Origin of the sequence: Streptomyces sp. NPDC057438, assembly GCF_042802995.1 — a bacterium.
Classification (GTDB): domain Bacteria; phylum Actinomycetota; class Actinomycetes; order Streptomycetales; family Streptomycetaceae; genus Streptomyces.
In genome coordinates, this window is the sequence record NZ_JBHVDD010000001.1 from 32,412 (window position 1) to 48,199 (window position 15,788).

Annotated in this window: 13 protein-coding genes; 8 read left to right on the plus strand and 5 right to left on the minus strand. The window is 71.2% G+C overall.

Annotated features, from left to right (window positions below; all coding sequences use genetic code 11):
- The first annotated feature begins 307 nt into the window (after window positions 1-307).
- The 3 genes from lysS to ACFU5F_RS00155 all read left to right on the plus strand — a co-directional run bounded on the left by lysS (window position 308) and on the right by ACFU5F_RS00155 (window position 5,780).
- Entirely contained in the window at window positions 308-2,053 is a 1,746-nt protein-coding gene (gene lysS / locus ACFU5F_RS00145; RefSeq protein ID WP_383879906.1) for a lysine--tRNA ligase, read from the plus strand.
- A gap of 338 nt (window positions 2,054-2,391) precedes the next feature.
- Complete coding sequence (locus tag ACFU5F_RS00150) at window positions 2,392-3,051, plus strand: toll/interleukin-1 receptor domain-containing protein (protein ID WP_383879908.1); 660 nt, start codon at window positions 2,392-2,394, stop codon at window positions 3,049-3,051.
- Window positions 3,048-5,780 (plus strand): NACHT domain-containing protein, encoded by a 2,733-nt coding sequence (locus ACFU5F_RS00155; protein WP_383879910.1) that lies wholly within the window; start codon window positions 3,048-3,050, stop codon window positions 5,778-5,780. The genes ACFU5F_RS00150 and ACFU5F_RS00155 overlap by 4 nt, the downstream gene beginning before the upstream one ends.
- On the opposite strand, the gene ACFU5F_RS00160 is transcribed toward ACFU5F_RS00155, so the two are convergent.
- The 3 genes from ACFU5F_RS00160 to ACFU5F_RS00170 all read right to left on the minus strand — a co-directional run bounded on the left by ACFU5F_RS00160 (window position 5,777) and on the right by ACFU5F_RS00170 (window position 9,280).
- Window positions 5,777-7,144, minus strand: a complete 1,368-nt coding sequence (locus ACFU5F_RS00160) for a DUF2637 domain-containing protein (RefSeq protein ID WP_383879912.1) — start codon at window positions 7,142-7,144, stop codon at window positions 5,777-5,779. The two genes, ACFU5F_RS00155 and ACFU5F_RS00160, sit on opposite strands and share 4 nt — an antisense overlap.
- Before the next feature lie 160 nt (window positions 7,145-7,304).
- The gene (locus ACFU5F_RS00165; protein WP_383879914.1) at window positions 7,305-8,240 is read right to left on the minus strand and encodes a hypothetical protein; all 936 of its coding nucleotides are present in this window, start codon (window positions 8,238-8,240) and stop codon (window positions 7,305-7,307) included.
- A gap of 173 nt (window positions 8,241-8,413) precedes the next feature.
- Window positions 8,414-9,280: a DUF3558 domain-containing protein gene (locus tag ACFU5F_RS00170; RefSeq protein WP_383879916.1), complete on the minus strand. Its 867-nt coding sequence runs from the start codon at window positions 9,278-9,280 to the stop codon at window positions 8,414-8,416.
- 206 nt (window positions 9,281-9,486) lie between these two features.
- Between ACFU5F_RS00170 and ACFU5F_RS00175 the strand changes: the two genes are divergently transcribed.
- Window positions 9,487-10,680, plus strand: a complete 1,194-nt coding sequence (locus ACFU5F_RS00175; RefSeq protein WP_383879918.1) for an RtcB family protein — start codon at window positions 9,487-9,489, stop codon at window positions 10,678-10,680.
- Between the two features lie 140 nt (window positions 10,681-10,820).
- Here ACFU5F_RS00175 and ACFU5F_RS00180 read toward each other — a convergent pair whose 3' ends face one another.
- Window positions 10,821-11,264, minus strand: coding sequence for an ester cyclase (locus ACFU5F_RS00180; protein ID WP_383879920.1), 444 nt, complete (start codon window positions 11,262-11,264; stop codon window positions 10,821-10,823).
- A gap of 115 nt (window positions 11,265-11,379) precedes the next feature.
- Here ACFU5F_RS00180 and ACFU5F_RS00185 point away from each other — a divergent pair, with 115 nt between their 5' ends.
- The 4 genes from ACFU5F_RS00185 to ACFU5F_RS00200 all read left to right on the plus strand — a co-directional run bounded on the left by ACFU5F_RS00185 (window position 11,380) and on the right by ACFU5F_RS00200 (window position 14,311).
- A complete protein-coding gene (locus tag ACFU5F_RS00185; RefSeq protein WP_383879921.1) occupies window positions 11,380-12,156 on the plus strand; it encodes an SDR family NAD(P)-dependent oxidoreductase in 777 nt (258 codons plus the stop codon).
- Window positions 12,156-12,329 (plus strand): hypothetical protein, encoded by a 174-nt coding sequence (locus ACFU5F_RS00190; RefSeq protein ID WP_383879923.1) that lies wholly within the window; start codon window positions 12,156-12,158, stop codon window positions 12,327-12,329. The genes ACFU5F_RS00185 and ACFU5F_RS00190 overlap by 1 nt, the downstream gene beginning before the upstream one ends.
- 222 nt (window positions 12,330-12,551) lie before the next feature.
- Complete coding sequence (locus ACFU5F_RS00195; protein WP_383880410.1) at window positions 12,552-13,715, plus strand: LLM class flavin-dependent oxidoreductase; 1,164 nt, start codon at window positions 12,552-12,554, stop codon at window positions 13,713-13,715.
- Entirely contained in the window at window positions 13,712-14,311 is a 600-nt protein-coding gene (locus ACFU5F_RS00200; protein ID WP_383879925.1) for a CE1759 family FMN reductase, read from the plus strand. The genes ACFU5F_RS00195 and ACFU5F_RS00200 overlap by 4 nt, the downstream gene beginning before the upstream one ends.
- A 106-nt stretch (window positions 14,312-14,417) precedes the next feature.
- Here ACFU5F_RS00200 and ACFU5F_RS00205 read toward each other — a convergent pair whose 3' ends face one another.
- Entirely contained in the window at window positions 14,418-15,698 is a 1,281-nt protein-coding gene (locus ACFU5F_RS00205) for a glycosyltransferase family 4 protein (RefSeq protein WP_383879927.1), read from the minus strand.
- Window positions 15,699-15,788 lie beyond the last annotated feature (90 nt).

Here is a 15,788-nt window from a genome sequence, read left to right on the forward strand (position 1 = left end):
GGGTCGGGGGGCGGGTGCGGGTCCGGTGGGGCTTCTCGCGCAGCTCTCCGCACCCCTGAAAAGCCGGGGCTGCGCCCCGCGCTTTCCAGGCCCGCAGGGCCGTTGGCTTTCAGGCCCGCTGGGCCTGGGTCTTCAGGGGCGCGGGGAACCGCGCGACCAGCCCCCACCGGACCCGCACCCGCCCCCCGACCCCGCATCCCCGAGTAATTGGGCGCCCGGTTCGACCCACGGAGTGAAAGGCTGGGAGAATGGCGTGGTCGCCCGGGACCGTAACCGGCGGCCATGGAAACCCCAGGAAAAAGAGGACGTGCCGATCGTGGCTCAGAGCGCCGAGACCACCGACTGGGTCTCCCGTTTCGCGGATGAGGTCATCGAGGAGTCGGAGCGTCGGGCCCCGGGCAAACCCGTCGTCGTCGCGTCCGGGCTCTCCCCCTCCGGCCCGATCCACCTCGGCAACCTCCGCGAGGTCATGACCCCGCACCTCGTCGCCGACGAGATCCGCCGCCGCGGGCACCAGGTCCGGCACCTCATCTCCTGGGACGACTACGACCGTTACCGCAAGGTCCCGAACGGCGTCGACGGCGTCGACGGCACCTGGGCCGAGCACATCGGGAAGCCGCTCACCTCCGTCCCCGCCCCCCGGGGCTCCGCCCACCCGAACTGGTCCGAGCACTTCAAGGCGGCCATGGTCGACGCGCTCGCCGAGATGGGTGTCGAGTTCGACGGGATCAGCCAGACCGAGCAGTACACCTCCGGTGTGTACCGCGAGCAGATCCTGCACGCCATGAAGCACCGCGGGGACATCGACGCGATCCTCGACCAGTACCGCACCAAGAAGGCGCCGGCGAAGAAGCAGCAGTCGCAGAAGCCGGTGGACGAGGCGGAGCTGGAGGCCGCCGAGGGCTCCGGCGCCGCCGGTGAGGACGACGGCAGCTCCGGCAGCGCCGGGTACTTCCCGTACAAGCCCTACTGCGGGGGCTGCGGCAAGGACCTCACCACCGTCACCGCCTACGACGACGACACCACCGAGCTGACCTACACCTGTACCGCCTGCGGCTTCTCCGAGACCGTCGCGCTGAACGAGTTCAACCGCGGCAAGCTCGTCTGGAAGGTCGACTGGCCGATGCGGTGGGCGTACGAGGGCGTCGTGTTCGAGCCGAGCGGGGTCGACCACTCCTCGCCCGGGTCCAGCTTCCAGGTCGGCGGCCAGATCGTCGGGATCTTCGGCGGTCAGCAGCCCATCGGCCCGATGTACGCCTTCGTGGGCATCAGCGGCATGGCCAAGATGTCGTCGTCCAAGGGCGGCGTCCCGACCCCCGCCGACGCGCTGAAGATCATGGAGCCGCAGCTCCTGCGCTGGCTCTACGCCCGGCGCCGGCCCAACCAGTCGTTCAAGATCGCCTTCGACCAGGAGATCCAGCGGCTCTACGACGAGTGGGACAAGCTCGACGCCAAGGTCGCGGACGGGTCCGCCCTGCCGGGCGACGTGGCCGCGCACGCGCGGGCCGTGGGAACCGCCGCCGGTGAGCTGCCGCGCACGCCCCGCCCGATGTCGTACCGGACCCTCGCGTCCGTCGCCGACATCACCGCGGGCGCCGAGGACCAGACCCTGCGCATCCTCAGCGAACTCGACCCCACCGACCCGCTGTCCGGCCTCGACGAGGTACGGCCGCGGCTGGACAGGGCCGAGGCGTGGATCAACACGCAGGTGCCCGCCGACCAGCGGACCGTCGTGCGCGCGGAGGCCGACGGCGAGTTGCTGAAGTCGCTCGACGAGCCGTCCCGGCAGTCGCTGCGGCTGCTCCTCGACGGGCTCGCCGAGCACTGGTCCCTCGACGGGCTGACGCACCTCGTCTACGGCGTGCCCAAGGTGCAGGCCGGGTTCCCGGCGGACGCCACGCCCAAGGAGCTGCCCGCGGAGATCAAGACGGCCCAGCGGTCGTTCTTCGCGCTGCTGTACCACCTGCTCGTGGGCCGTGACACGGGCCCGCGCCTGCCCACGCTGCTGCTGGCGGTGGGGCAGGAGCGGGTGCGGTCCCTGCTCGGGGAGTAGTCCGCACCGCGGGGCGGTGAAGGGGGGTGTCCAGCGGGCACCCCCCTTCGTGCTGCGGGGAAGCGGGCGGGCCGTATCCGGGAGCGAGCCGATCTGCGGAGAAGTCGATCCACGTCGATCCACATCGGTCCACGTCCCCACCTCGATCCACGTCGATCCACGGAGAAGTCGATCTGCGGAGAAACGGTCACGATCATCACGCATCGCCCGTACGCTACGAATCGGCGGTCACTTCCGGGTCGTACCGTCATGCCCTTCCGCAGCAACTCCTCCGCACGGGTCGGTCACTCTCGGTCAGGATGCCCCGGGTGCCGTCCCGCAGACGTCATCGGGAAGCCATGCCTGCCACGTCAGATCCCCTGTGCCGTGTCGTCATCACCTACGCCCGTGTGGAACAGCACCACCGGAAGACCTTCCGCGGCCACGCGGCGGACCTGGAGCGCAGCGGCGTCGAGTTCTTCGACGATCAGGACATCCCGCCGGGTGCCGCGTGGGAGGCCACGCTGTTCGACAAGCTCGACCGGGCCGACATCATCGTGCTGCTCCTGTCGTCGCACTACGTCTCGTCCGACTACTGCATGGACGTGGAGCTCCCGCGGGCGATGCGACGGTGGCAGGCCGGTGAATGCCGGCTGTTCCCGGTGAACGTCGCGCCGTTCGACCTGACCCTGCGCTCTCCGCTCCGGCAGCTCCAGTGGATTCCCAGTGGCAAGTCCGTCACCGAGTACGGAACCGCCGCGGCGAGGGAGTGGAGGAAGGTGACGCAGGAACTGCGGAAGATGACCGAAAGCATGGGCGGCGCCCCCGGCGCGGGGACACCCGCGGCTCCGTACGGAGCCGGTGGCGGGGCGAGGACCCCGGGAGGCAGGCCGGCCGCCCCCGGCAACAGCATCACGGGAAGCGTCGTGCACGGCCCCGCCGTACAGATCGGTGAGTTCACCGGAAACCTGACCCTCGACGCGGTGCAGCACCCTCCGGCCGACGGGCCCGGCAGTTGAGCGCTTCCTCGTCCGGCGACAACATCGTCGTCGACAGCACGATCGGAACCCTGGTCCAGATCGGCGTGATCAACGGGCCGGCCGTTCTCCGGTTCGTCCAGCAGGCCCCGTTACCGGTCGAGCCGCTGGAACGGGCCGCCCAGACCCTCGCGAGGAACGTCCTCCGGCAGTGGCGTGCGGAGGCGAGCGCGTGGGACATCGCCAAGCCGGAGCCCATCCGGGTGCGCTGGAGGGCCAGTTGGCCCGACGCCGATCACGCCTACAACGTCGGCGGTGAGGTGGCCGGACGGGGCGACCGGGTGGGCACCATGGCCGAGGCGTTCCTGGCGCTCCGACAGCGCCGCATGGTCGTGCTGGGCGAGGCCGGCGCCGGAAAGACCACGCTGGCGGTCCTGTTGACACTGGACCTGCTGACCCGGCGGTTCCGGGGAGCCGACGACGCCCCGGTGCCGGTGTTCCTTTCCCTGGAGACCTGGAACGCGGAGCGCGACCACCTGCACACCTGGCTGGCGCGGCGCATCGCCGAAGACCACCCCGGGCTGCCGCACGTCGACGGCCGGCACCCCGCCGAGCGTCTGGTCTCCGACGGACTGATCCTGCCCGTGCTCGACGGACTGGACGAACTGCCCGCGCACCGGCAGTCCTTCGTCGTCGAAGCCCTCAACCGTGCGCTGGGCGACGGCGATCCGCTGATCCTCACCTCGCGCACCGCCGCATACCGCAGCGTGGTGCGGGACATGAACGGGATCACCTCGGCCGCCGCCGTCGAAGCGCTGCCGGTCCGCGGCCAGGACGCGCTCGCCTACCTGGAGAGCGGCACGCACCCCCGCCACCTGGACCGGTGGCAGCCGGTCTTCGAGGAACTGCGGGAGAGCCCGCCCGAGCCGATCGCCCTCGCGCTGTCGAACCCGCTGATGCTCTGGCTGGCCCGCCGGGGGTACGCGGCGCCGTACACCGATCCCGCGGAGCTGATCGACCCGAGGCGGTTCCCCACGCCCGCCTCGATCGAGGAACACCTGCTGGAGCACATCGTGCCCGCCGTCTTCAGCCCGCTGCCGCACGCCCCGGACCGGTTGCACGCGCCGGGCGGACGGGACCCCGTGCGAGCCCGCCGCCATCTGGCCTTCCTCGCCACCCATCTGACGAGCCGTGGCAGGACCGAGTTCGCGTGGTGGCGGCTGCATCGCGTCCCCGCGGTGCGCGTCGTCGCCGTGCTCGCGGTGCCCCTGCTGTGCGCGCTGAGCGCCTGGGGCATCAAGGCGCTGAACGGGTTCCTCGTCGGTGCCGCGGCCGAGTCATCCGATATGTCCGAGGCGTCCGCGTTACGGATCGGGGCGGAACTCCCCTTCTCGACGGGCCTGGTCCTGACCGGGCTGCTCCTGGCGTTCCGGAGACTGTGGTTCCGCCGCTACGACGACGGACGGCCACGGCGGCTCGCGAACCCCTTCCGGTGGGGCGCCGCCCTGCGCTCGGCCGGCCGGGCCACCACCGTGCGCAAGGCGCTGACGGCCGCCGCGGTCCCGGTCCTGCCGACGGCGGCGCTGTCCGTCTGGGCGCTGACGACCAGCTACGCGTACGCGGCCCCGCTCATCGCGATGGCCGTGTGCTCCACGCTCCTCGCACCCCTGCTGCTCGTGGTGATCTCCGCGCCGTCGGACACCGCGGACACGAGCGGCCCCGACGAACTGCTGCGGGACGAACGCCGGGCCCTGCTGCTCTCGCTGGTCACGATCGCCCCGCTCATCGGGGTGGGGCAGGGCGCGATGGACTGGCTGCTGCCCGAGCTGTCGGGCGCCGGAGTGGTGTGGGCGCTGCTCGGCTGGTCGGGCGCGGCCCTGGTGATCGTGTTGTTCAGCCCATGGACCCGGTGGCTGCTGGCCAAGACGTCCCTGGCGGTGGTGGACCGGGTTCCGTGGTCGCTGATGACGTTCCTGCGGCAGGCACACCGGGCCGGGCTGCTGCAACGCGGCGGCGGCGTCTACCGGTTCCGCAACCTGCGGCTCCAGGAGCACTTCTCGGGACGTGGCAAGGCCGCATCGGTGGGAGGTCCCCCGGCAGGGGAGCACGCGGCGGGGGCCGGCCGTGTCGTTGTCGGCGCACCCTTCCTGGGGCCTCCCGGGCCTGCGCCGACCACCCCCCGGCGGTCACTGGCCGGCATCGGACAGGAACCGCTGGCGGGGCGGCCCAAGTGGGCGGTGCACGAGGACGAGCACGGCTTCCGGGCGTGGGGCCGCCACCGGGGTCTCACGGTGGCGCACTGGAACACGGTGGCCCTGGCCGCCCCTCTCCACTTCGTCCTCTTCGCCGCGTACGGGGACTGGCGCACCGGGTTCCGGTTCGTGCTCTTCTGGCTCGGGGTGGGCGTGGTGGTGATGTTCAGCGGCCTGCTGAAGAGACCTCTGGTGCTCGATCTCCGCCTGACCCAGGAGCGCCTGGCGTACACCGTGGGCCGTCACGAGGCCGCTGTCGCCTGGCGTGACATCGCCCGCGTCGAGGTGGCCAGGCTGTCGCAGCGGGGCTGGAAAGGTGCCACCTACGGCGTGGTGATCACCGTGTATCCGGGCGCCGCGACGCATCACCGCAGGCTCCGCGTGGGCGAGCGGCGGTACGTCGTCCTGCCGCTGATGTCGCTGAGTCCTTCGGTGCCCTCGGATCTCGGGGCGGCCCTGGCCCGCTTCGCGGGTTCCCGCTGGAGCCCGCCCGACGGACCTCCGTCAGGAGGTTCCTAAGCGATGTGCTCGTCCGTCAGTTCCGCGTTGAGACGGTTGGAGAATCGGTTCACCATGCGCTTGGCCTCGGCCTCGTCGAGCGTGACGCCGTACGTAGCCTCGATGTCGGCCATGAGCCCGCGCGGGGTGGGCGCCCCGTTCCCGCCCTTGGTGATCTCCCGGAAGACCTGGTAGTAGTCCTCCTCCGTCGGCTCCGGGGAGCCGCCGCCGTCGCCCAGCTCGCGGGTGCGGCCCGGGCCGGCCGGGATGGGGAAGCTGCCGGTCTCCTCCGGGGAGGGCTCCTGGGCCTGGAGGTCCTGGCCGTCGAGCTCGGGGGCCTCGAAGCGCTGCTGCCGGTAGCGGGGGTCCCGGGGGTCCGGCTCGAACCGCTGGTACTGCGGGTGGTCCGGGTTCTGCGGGTACTGCTCCGGGGCCTGCTCCTCGTACCACTCCTCGTAGTGTTCCTCGGGGTCGTACGAGGGGTCGTAGCCGCCCTGGTAGGGGACCTCCTGGGGGTGGCGGGCGTGCAGCCAGGGGCTCTCGTCGGCCGGAGGTTCCTGCTCGGCGTACGCCTGATCCCACTGCTCGGCCCGGTCCGGGTGCTGTCCGGCGCTCTCCAACTGGGGGCGCTGCTCGGCCGCGGGGGCCGGCGTGCCCGTACGGGCCGTGCCGGGGCGGACGTCCGCGGCCGGGGCGAGCTCCGCCGGCGGCAGCACCGCGGGCTCGATGCCCGCCGCCGCCAGGCCCGCCGGGGCCGTCTCCGCAAGCGGGACGCCGTAGCGCGCGAGGCGCAGCGGCATCAGGGACTCCACCGGGGCCTTGCGGCGCCAGGCCCGGCCGAAGCGGGAACGCAGGCGGGCCTGGTAGACGAGACGTTCCTGCTCCAGCTTGATGACCTGCTCGTAGGAGCGCAGCTCCCAGAGCTTCATCCGGCGCCAGAGGAGGAACGTCGGCACGGGCGAGAGCAGCCACCGGGTGAGGCGGACGCCCTCCATGTGCTTGTCGGCGGTGATGTCGGCGATCCGGCCGACCGCGTGCCGGGCCGCCTCGACCGAGACGACGAACAGGATCGGGATCACCGAGTGCATGCCCACGCCGAGCGGGTCCGGCCACGCCGCCGCGCCGTTGAACGCGATCGTCGCCGCGGTCAGCAGCCACGCCGTCTGGCGCAGCAGGGGGAAGGGGATGCGGATCCAGGTCAGCAGGAGGTCCAGCGCCAGCAGGACGCAGATGCCCGCGTCGATGCCGATCGGGAAGACGTAACTGAAGTTGCCGAAGCCCTTCTGGAGGGCCAGCTCACGCACCGCCGCGTAGGAACCCGCGAAGCCGATCCCGGCGATGATGACGGCGCCGAACACGACCACGCCGATGAGAACGCGGTGCATTCGAGTCAGCTGTATTGGCGCGGCCACCCGTACTCCCCTCCCCTTGCGTGTTGTTGCGCGCAACAGAGTGGCACATGTGTACGGCGGACGGATGGACGGAGGTCACCGAGCCCGGCCCCCGCGGGGACCGGGCTCCAGTGAAAGCGCAGGTGGAGGGGGACTACGACCGGGTCTTCCGGCTGCCGGACGTGGACGAACCCGAGTCCGAATCGGAATCCGAGCCACCGCCCGAGTCGGAGCTCACGTCCGCGCCCGAACCACCGGACGACGACGACTTCGTCTCCTCCTCCGAGGGCTTCTCGGAGGAGTCCTTCGACGGCTCCCCGGACGCGCTCTTGGACGGGGACGCCGACGCGTCCGTGCCGTCGTTCGCGTCCTCGATCGCCTTCACGGCCTCCTTGGCGGCGGACTTCGCGGACTTCAGCAGCCCGGCCGGGTCCGGGGTCTTGTCACCGGCCAGCCCGGCGCCGTTGTAGTCGAGCGTGATGACCACGTTCGCCGTGCGCACCACGATCGTCTGCTGCTTGAAGGTGTCGCCGTCCTTCTTCAGGTCGTACTTCACCACCGTCGCCTGGTCGCCCGTGCCCGTCAGCGGTTCCGTCTTGACGTTCTTCGCGCCGTCCACGGCCTTCGCCGCGGTCACCTTCGACTCGTACGCCTTGGCCGCGCGGTCCTCGCCGGGGCCGTTCGCCTCGTCGGAGGCCAGCAGGTGCAGCGACACGCTCAGCCAGCGGTACTGGGAGCCGTCCACGCCGTTGTTGTCGAGGCTGATCCAGCGGCAGTCGCCGGTCACGTTCTCCTCGGCCTTGTTGATGGCCTTGCCCGACTTCACGCCCTTCGGGACCACCGACTTCAGCGTCTTGTCCGAGAACACCTCGCAGGCGTCCGGCAGCGACGCGTACTTCCCCGCGACCACCTCGGGCGTGGGGCTCTGCGACGCCGACCGGTCCACGCCCGCCGGGGTCTCGTCACCGGAGGCGCTGTCCGAGCCGGAGTCCGACGAACAGCCGACCGCCAGCAGCATCACCGGCACGACCGCCGCGCCGACGAGAACCCGGGCCCGGCCCGGACGCCCGAGGTGTCCGACGCGCGTCATCCGCGGCGAACGCGCGACGCGCGGCGACTGATGCTGATCTGACTCTGCGGCTCGTTGCATGGTTCCTTCACAATCGGATCGGGTCTCCGAGAGGCCACCGTACGCGGTGAAGAAGAAGTGCGGTTCTGGTTCAGGGGGTTCACGCGGACGCCGGAACCGCCCCCGAGCGCCCCTCAGTCCTCGAACGCGGCGGCCAGCCGGTCCGCCAGATTCAGGGCCCTGTCCTGCATTTCCTCACTGTCCGGCACCACCGTCGTGGTCGCCGGCTGCTCCTCGTACTCCACGGTCACGATCACGTTCGACGTGCGGAAGACCACAGTCACCGTCCGCTGCTTGCTCGTCCCGAGCGCGTCGTCGAGGAACGCCTCGTCGCCCAGACCGTCCAGCGTGCGGGGCTGGAGGGAGGCGGGAGTGCCGGACGGGGAGGGGGAGGAGGAACCGGAGGACGTGGCGGAACCGGAGGGGGACGCCGTGCGCGACGCGGTGGGGGAGGGGCTCGTGGACGGGCCGGCGGTGCTCGTGCCCTTCTCCGCGGGCTCGTCGGTCTCCTCGTCGGCCGCCCCGGTCTCCTCCTCGGAGTCGCTCGGCGCCGGCTCCGGGAGGTCGGCCGCCTCGACCTTGCCGCCGTACACCTCCTGCGCCTTGCTGTCGTCGCTGACCGCGTTGTTCCACGACACGACTCGTTCGAAGTCGACGAACAGGTAGTGCGTGCCGTCCGTGGACTCCACCTTCCAGCGGCAGCCGGCCTTGCTGTCCGTGTCGTACGTCTGCGTGGCCTCGCCCTTGTACGCCTGCTTGCGCTGGGCCGCGCCGGGGAGCTGCCTGATGCCGGGGAGGAGGAGGTCGAGGGTGCTCTCGTCGACCGAGCCACAGGGTTCGGGCAGCGTGTCGTAGCGGCCGGGCTGGGCGACGGTGGCCGTCGCGGTGGGGTCGCCCGGGCGTGGGTCGTCCTGGGACCCGTCGTCGCCGGAACCCGTGCACGCGGCCAGCAGTGCCGCGAGGAGCACGGCGACGCCGGGTACGTACGCCTTCCGCTGCACGGTGGGGCTCCTCTCGACGGGGTCCCTCGGGACGCCTGCGCTGTCCTGCCTGTGGTTATTTCAGTTGCCGCCCAGGGGTGACCCCCGGGCACCATGTGTATCGCACGCACTGCCGCGGACGCCGGTCCGGCATCCCTTTTCACCGTCCTTGGCGCTGCTTTTGCGTTCTGAGACTTTCATCTGTTCTTCGGGGGAATGAGGGCGTTTTGTCGTACGTCGAGATACCGGGCGCGAAGGTACCCATCCGTCTGTGGACCGACCCCGCGTCGGTCGAGGAGGGCGCCCTGCAGCAGCTCCGCAACGTCGCCACCCTGCCCTGGATCAAGGGTCTGGCCGTGATGCCGGACGTCCACTACGGCAAGGGCGCGACGGTCGGCTCCGTCATCGCGATGCGGGGAGCCGTCTGTCCGGCGGCGGTGGGGGTGGACATCGGCTGTGGAATGTCGGCGGTGAAGACCTCCCTGACGGCCAACGACCTGCCCGGCGACCTCTCCCGGCTGCGCTCGAAGATCGAGCAGGCGATCCCGGTGGGCCGGGGGATGCACGACGATCCCGTCGATCCGGGGCAGCTGCACGGGTTCGCGGCCGGCGGGTGGGACGGCTTCTGGGGGCGGTTCGACGGGGTGGCGGAGGCGGTCAAGTTCCGTCAAGACCGGGCCGGAAAGCAGATGGGAACGCTAGGCGGCGGAAACCACTTCGTCGAAGTCTGCACAGATTCGACCGGTTCTGTCTGGCTGATGCTGCACTCCGGCTCCCGGAACATCGGCAAGGAGTTGGCGGAGCATCACATCGGTATCGCCCGGGAACTCCCGCACAACCAGGGCCTGGTCGACCGCGACCTCGCCGTCTTCGTCGCGGACACCCCGCAGATGGCGGCGTACCGCAACGACCTGTTCTGGGCGCAGGAGTACGCGAAGTACAACCGCTCGATCATGATGGCGCTCCTCAAGGACGTCGTCCGCAAGGAGTTCAGGAAGGCGAGGCCGGCCTTCGAGTCCGAGATCAGCGCCCACCACAACTACGTGGCCGAGGAGCGTTACGACGGCATGGACCTGCTGGTGACCCGTAAGGGAGCGATCCGCGCGGGCTCCGGGGAGTACGGGATCATCCCCGGCTCGATGGGCACCGGTTCGTACATCGTGAAAGGCCTCGGCAACGAGAAGGCCTTCAACTCGGCCTCGCACGGAGCCGGCCGGCGCATGAGCCGGACGGCGGCGAAGCGGCGCTTCTCGACGAAGGACCTGGAGGAGCAGACGCGGGGCGTGGAGTGCCGCAAGGACTCCGGTGTCGTGGACGAGATCCCGGGCGCCTACAAGCCGATCGAGCAGGTCATCGACCAGCAGCGGGACCTGGTGCAGGTGGTGGCGAAGCTGAAGCAGGTCGTGTGCGTGAAGGGCTGACGCCCCCATCACGCCCCTGCCACGCCCTCCCCACGCAGCCTCGCGGCGACCGCCGGGTCGGTCGCGTGGGAGAGGGGTGTGGCGGGGGGCCGGTCAGGCCGCCGGGGCCGCGCGGCGGGTGGGGGCGGTGGCCGGTGGGTCTATGACGGCTGTGCCGGCTCCTCCGGCAGCAGGCCGAGCTGGTTCAGGAAGTCCATCTGGTCGAAGTAGAGCCGGTAGCTGGTGATCTGCCCGTCCTGGACGGTGGCGAAGTCCACGCCGCGTATCCGGATGCTCTTCTGGGTCGCGGGGATCGACGTTCCGTCGGGGAACTCCAGCGGGCCGGTGTTCCTGCCGCTGTAGATCCCCTCGTCGATGGCGGTGTCGCCGACCTCGAACGACGCGAGCGACTCGAAGGTGGCTTCGGGCACGGCGTCCGTCATCTGCCGCCAGTACTCGGCGATGTCGTCCCGCCCGTGGATCTCTCCGCCGTCGGGGGTGTGGGCGACCGCGTCCGTCGCGAAGAGGTTCGCGATGGTCTTGGGGTCCTGGTGTGTGGTGAGCGCCTCGGTGAGCTGGTCCATCAGCTCGCGAGCCTGTCCCATGATCCACCTCCTGTGCAGGGGATCACCCATCCCATTGTCTCACCGCGCGCCTATCCTGGCCTCGCGGATCGCTGTTCGATTCGTCCACAGACGCGCACACGTTCAGGAGCAGCCCATGGCCACCGCCGTACCGTCCGCCGCCTCCCGCATCGCCGTCGTCACCGGTGCGAGCGGCGGGATCGGCGCCGCCACGGCCCGGCAGCTCGCCGCCGCGGGGTACCGCGTCGTGCTCACCGCGCGCCGCAAGGACCGGATCGAGGCGCTGGCCGAGGAGATCAACGCAGGGGGCGGGCAGGCCACCGCGTACGCCCTGGACGTCACGGACCGAGCGGCGGTCGACGAGTTCGCGAGCGCGTTCAGGACCATCGGCGTGCTGGTCAACAACGCGGGCGGCGCCCTCGGTGCCGATCCGGTGGCGACCGGCGACCCCGCGGACTGGCGCACGATGTACGAGACGAACGTCATCGGCACGCTCCACGTCACCCAGGCCCTGCTGCCCGCACTGACCGCGAGCGGTGACGGCACGGTGGTCGTGGTGTCGTCGACGGCCGGGCACGGGACGTACGAGGGGGGCGGGGGCTATGTCGCCGCCAAGCACGGCGCGCACGTCCTCGCCGAGACGCTGCGGCTGGAGATCGTCGGCACGCCGGTCCGGGTCATCGAGATCGCGCCCGGCATGGTGAAGACGGACGAGTTCGCCCTGACCCGCTTCGGTGGCGACGCGCAGAAGGCGGCGCGTGTGTACGAGGGTGTCGCGGAGCCCCTGACCGCCGACGACGTCGCCGGCACGATCGCCTGGGCGGTCACCCGGCCCAGCCACGTCAACGTCGACCTGCTGGTCCTGCGCCCCCGCGCCCAGGCCTCCAACACCAAGGTCCACCGGGAACTGTGATGGAGGCCGGCGGAGCCTCCACTCCCGACGACGCGGAGCTGACCCCGGAGCGGCGCCGGCTGGCGGAGGAGAAGAGGAACGAGCGGTACGTGTGGTGGTACCTCGCGTACTTCCTCTTCGGCATCCACCTGGTCGCCTTCGTGATGATCTACGCGGTCACGCACGCGAAATAGCTGCCGTCGGCCGCCCGCTGCCCCGCGCCCGCTGCCACCCCCGCCCACGGGGGGTCAGGCGGGCCGGGGCGCCGCTTCCGTGTGCGCCGCCGGGGACACCGCTTCCGTGTGCGCCGCCGGGGGCTCCCCCACCGTCACCGTGCCGTCGAGGAATAGTGGAGAGGGGGCACTCGTTCATGGGTATAGTTGAATCGTAAACAACCTGGGAGGGTGGCAGCGATGATGCAGTTCGGGATCTTCAGTGTCGGAGACGTGACTCCGGACCCCACCACGGGCCGGACGCCGACCGAGCGCGAGCGCATCAAGGCGATGGTCGCGATCGCGCTGAAGGCGGAGGAGGTCGGGCTCGACGTCTTCGCGACCGGCGAGCACCACAACCCGCCGTTCGTGCCGTCCTCGCCCACGACCATGCTCGGCTACATCGCCGCGCGCACGGAGAAGCTCGTCCTCTCCACCTCCACCACCCTCATCACCACCAACGACCCGGTGAAGATCGCCGAGGACTTCGCGATGCTCCAGCACCTGGCCGACGGCCGGGTGGACCTGATGATGGGGCGCGGCAACACCGGACCCGTCTACCCGTGGTTCGGGCAGGACATCCGGCAGGGCATCAACCTCGCCGTCGAGAACTACGCGCTGCTGCGCCGCCTGTGGCGCGAGAACGTCGTGAACTGGGAGGGCAAGTTCCGTACACCGCTGCAGGGGTTCACCTCCACGCCCCGCCCGCTGGACGACGTGCCGCCGTTCGTCTGGCACGGCTCCATCCGCTCGCCCGAGATCGCCGAGCAGGCCGCCTTCTACGGTGACGGCTTCTTCCACAACAACATCTTCTGGCCGGCCGACCACACCAAGCGGATGGTCGAGCTGTACCGGCAGCGGTACGCCCACTACGGGCACGGCACGCCCGAGCAGGCGATCGTGGGACTCGGCGGCCAGGTGTTCATGCGGAAGAACTCGCAGGACGCGGTGCGGGAGTTCCGGCCGTACTTCGACGTCGCGCCGGTGTACGGCAACGGTCCGTCGCTGGAGGACTTCACCGACCAGACGCCGCTGACCGTCGGGTCGCCGCAGCAGGTGATCGAGAAGACGCTGGCCTTCCGGGAGTACGCCGGTGACTACCAGCGGCAGCTGTTCCTGCTGGACCACGCGGGGCTGCCCCTGAAGACCGTCCTGGAACAGCTCGACCTGCTCGGCGAGGAGGTCGTGCCGGTGCTGCGCGCGGAGTTCGCGAAGGGGCGGCCCGCCGAGGTGCCGGACGCGCCGACGCACGCGTCGCTGCTGGCCGCGGCCGGGAAGGACGCGGGGAACGCGGACGCCGGCAGCACGGACGCGGGAAAGACGGGCGCGCAGACGAAGGACGCGCAGGAGAAGGAGAGCGTGGCATGAAACTGGTCGTCGTCTCGGCGGGGCTGAGCGTGCCGTCGTCCACGCGGCTGCTGGGGGACCGGCTGGCCGCGGCGGTCGTCGGGCACGACGCCTCGGTGGAGGTCCAGGTCGTCGAACTGCGTGACCTGGCCGTGGAGATCGCCCACCACCTCACCAACGGCTTCCCGGGCCGGAAGCTCGCCGCCGCGCTGGACGCGGTGGCGGGGGCCGACGGGCTGGTCGTGGTGACACCGGTGTTCTCCGCCTCGTACAGCGGTCTGTTCAAGTCCTTCTTCGACGTGCTCGACCGCGACGCGCTGGCGGGGAAGCCGGTGCTGGTCGCCGCCACCGGCGGGTCGGCCCGGCACTCGCTGGTGCTGGAGCACGCGATGCGCCCGCTGTTCGCGTATCTGCGGGCCGTGGTGGTGCCCACGGCGGTGTACGCCGCCTCCGAGGACTGGGGTGCGGAGGGGCTGGCCGGACGGATCGAGCGGGCGGCGGCGGAGCTGGCCGGCCTGATGGGCGGGCTGTCCCGGCAGGCGGCCGCGCCGCCCGCCGGACCGGAGGGGTTCGTCGTGGTCCCCTTCGCTGAGCAGCTGGCCGCCTTGCGGGGCTGAGGAACACCGTCGGGGTGCGCAGGACCCGGGTCGCCGAGGACCCGGGTCGCCGAGGACCGGGGTCGCCGAGGACCGGGTTCCCGAGGACCCGGGTTGCCGGGGAGCTTCAGGCCGCGTGCTGTTTCTGTCCGCCCGCGCAGGTTCCCGCGCCCCTGAAGTACGCCGGAGCCGCCCGCTTGCAGGACCGCAGCCCCCGGCCCAGCCAGGCCCGCGCCCGTGTCGCCCCCCGTTCCCAGGTGCGGTGGACCCTGGTCTCGCGCAGGTCGGCGAAGAGGCGCTCGTACTCGGCGACGATCGGGGCCGGGTCGTAGCGGTGGGCGCTCGCCAGGGCGGCCCGGCCCATCGCGCGGCGCAGGTCCGGGTCGGCGGTGAGGTCCAGGAGGGCCTCGGCGAGGGCGTGGGGGTCGTCGACCGGGACGAGGCGGCCGTCGACGCCGTCGGTGATGATCTCGGCGGGGCCGAGCGGGCAGTCCGTGCTGACGACCGGCACACCGCAGCGCATGGCCTCGACGAGGGTCATCCCGAACGACTCGGCGTCCGAGGCGCTGACGACGATCGAGGCGCGCGCGAACTCCTCCTCGATCGGGGTGTGCGGGCCCATCAGATGGGCCCGGTCGCCGAGACGGAGGTCCTCGACGAGGGCTTCCAGCCGGTCCTTCTGCTTGCCGCCGCCGTAGATCCGCAGCTGCCAGTCCGGCTCCTTCGCGGCGACCTTCGCGAACGCCTCCAGCAGGAGGTCGAAGCGTTTGCCGCGGGCCAGCCGGCCCGCGGCCGCGATGACGGGAGCCGTGCCGTCCGACGGCGCGACCGAGGCCGGCGGGACGATGTTGGGCACCGACATCACCCGGACGCCCGGCAGTTTCATCCGCGCGCGGTACACGGCCGCGTCCGCCGCCGTGGTCGTGACGACCGCGTCCAGGGTGCGGTAGTGACGGGCGAGCACCTTGCGCAGCTGCTTGCCGTGGGCGTCGTGGCGCAGGTGCTCCTGGCCGACGCGCAGCGCGCGGCGGGAGGCGAAGCGGGAGACGTAGACGTTGATGCCGGGGCGGGTGCCGATGACGACGTCCGCACCGCAGCGGGCCAGATAGGCACGGACCCGGAGGTCGGTGAGACGGCTGTACTGGCGGTGCCGCTTGTCCGCCGCGGGGAAGTCCACGGCCGGCTGCACCTGGGCCGGTTCGCGCAGGTCGGGGCTGTACGGGCGGATGTCCACGAGGGGGACGAGCGTGACCCGCGGGTCGACCGTGAAGCGTGGTTCGTCCAGGTGACGGGCCATCGAGGCGATCTCCACGTCGTGGTGGTCCGCGAGCGCCGACGCCAGGTTCAGCGTCGTACGGACGGTGCCGCCGATGGCGTACGCGTTGTGCAGCAGGAACACGATCTTCATGCGGCGGCTCAAGGCCCTGCCTTCCCGACGGGTGAGGGGTGCGATGACGCGGTTGTACGACAGTGGGACGATTGTCCGTTGATGGTGCTG

Coding starts and splice junctions, on each gene's coding strand:
- ACFU5F_RS00150 (WP_383879908.1), top strand. CDS start 2,392: ATGCCTGCCACGTCAGATCCCCTGTGCCGTGTCGTCATCACCTACGCC.
- ACFU5F_RS00160 (WP_383879912.1), bottom strand. CDS start 7,144: ATGCACCGCGTTCTCATCGGCGTGGTCGTGTTCGGCGCCGTCATCATC.
- ACFU5F_RS00165 (WP_383879914.1), bottom strand. CDS start 8,240: ATGACGCGCGTCGGACACCTCGGGCGTCCGGGCCGGGCCCGGGTTCTC.
- ACFU5F_RS00180 (WP_383879920.1), bottom strand. CDS start 11,264: ATGGGACAGGCTCGCGAGCTGATGGACCAGCTCACCGAGGCGCTCACC.
- ACFU5F_RS00185 (WP_383879921.1), top strand. CDS start 11,380: ATGGCCACCGCCGTACCGTCCGCCGCCTCCCGCATCGCCGTCGTCACC.
- ACFU5F_RS00190 (WP_383879923.1), top strand. CDS start 12,156: ATGGAGGCCGGCGGAGCCTCCACTCCCGACGACGCGGAGCTGACCCCG.
- ACFU5F_RS00195 (WP_383880410.1), top strand. CDS start 12,552: ATGCAGTTCGGGATCTTCAGTGTCGGAGACGTGACTCCGGACCCCACC.
- ACFU5F_RS00200 (WP_383879925.1), top strand. CDS start 13,712: ATGAAACTGGTCGTCGTCTCGGCGGGGCTGAGCGTGCCGTCGTCCACG.
- ACFU5F_RS00205 (WP_383879927.1), bottom strand. CDS start 15,698: ATGAAGATCGTGTTCCTGCTGCACAACGCGTACGCCATCGGCGGCACC.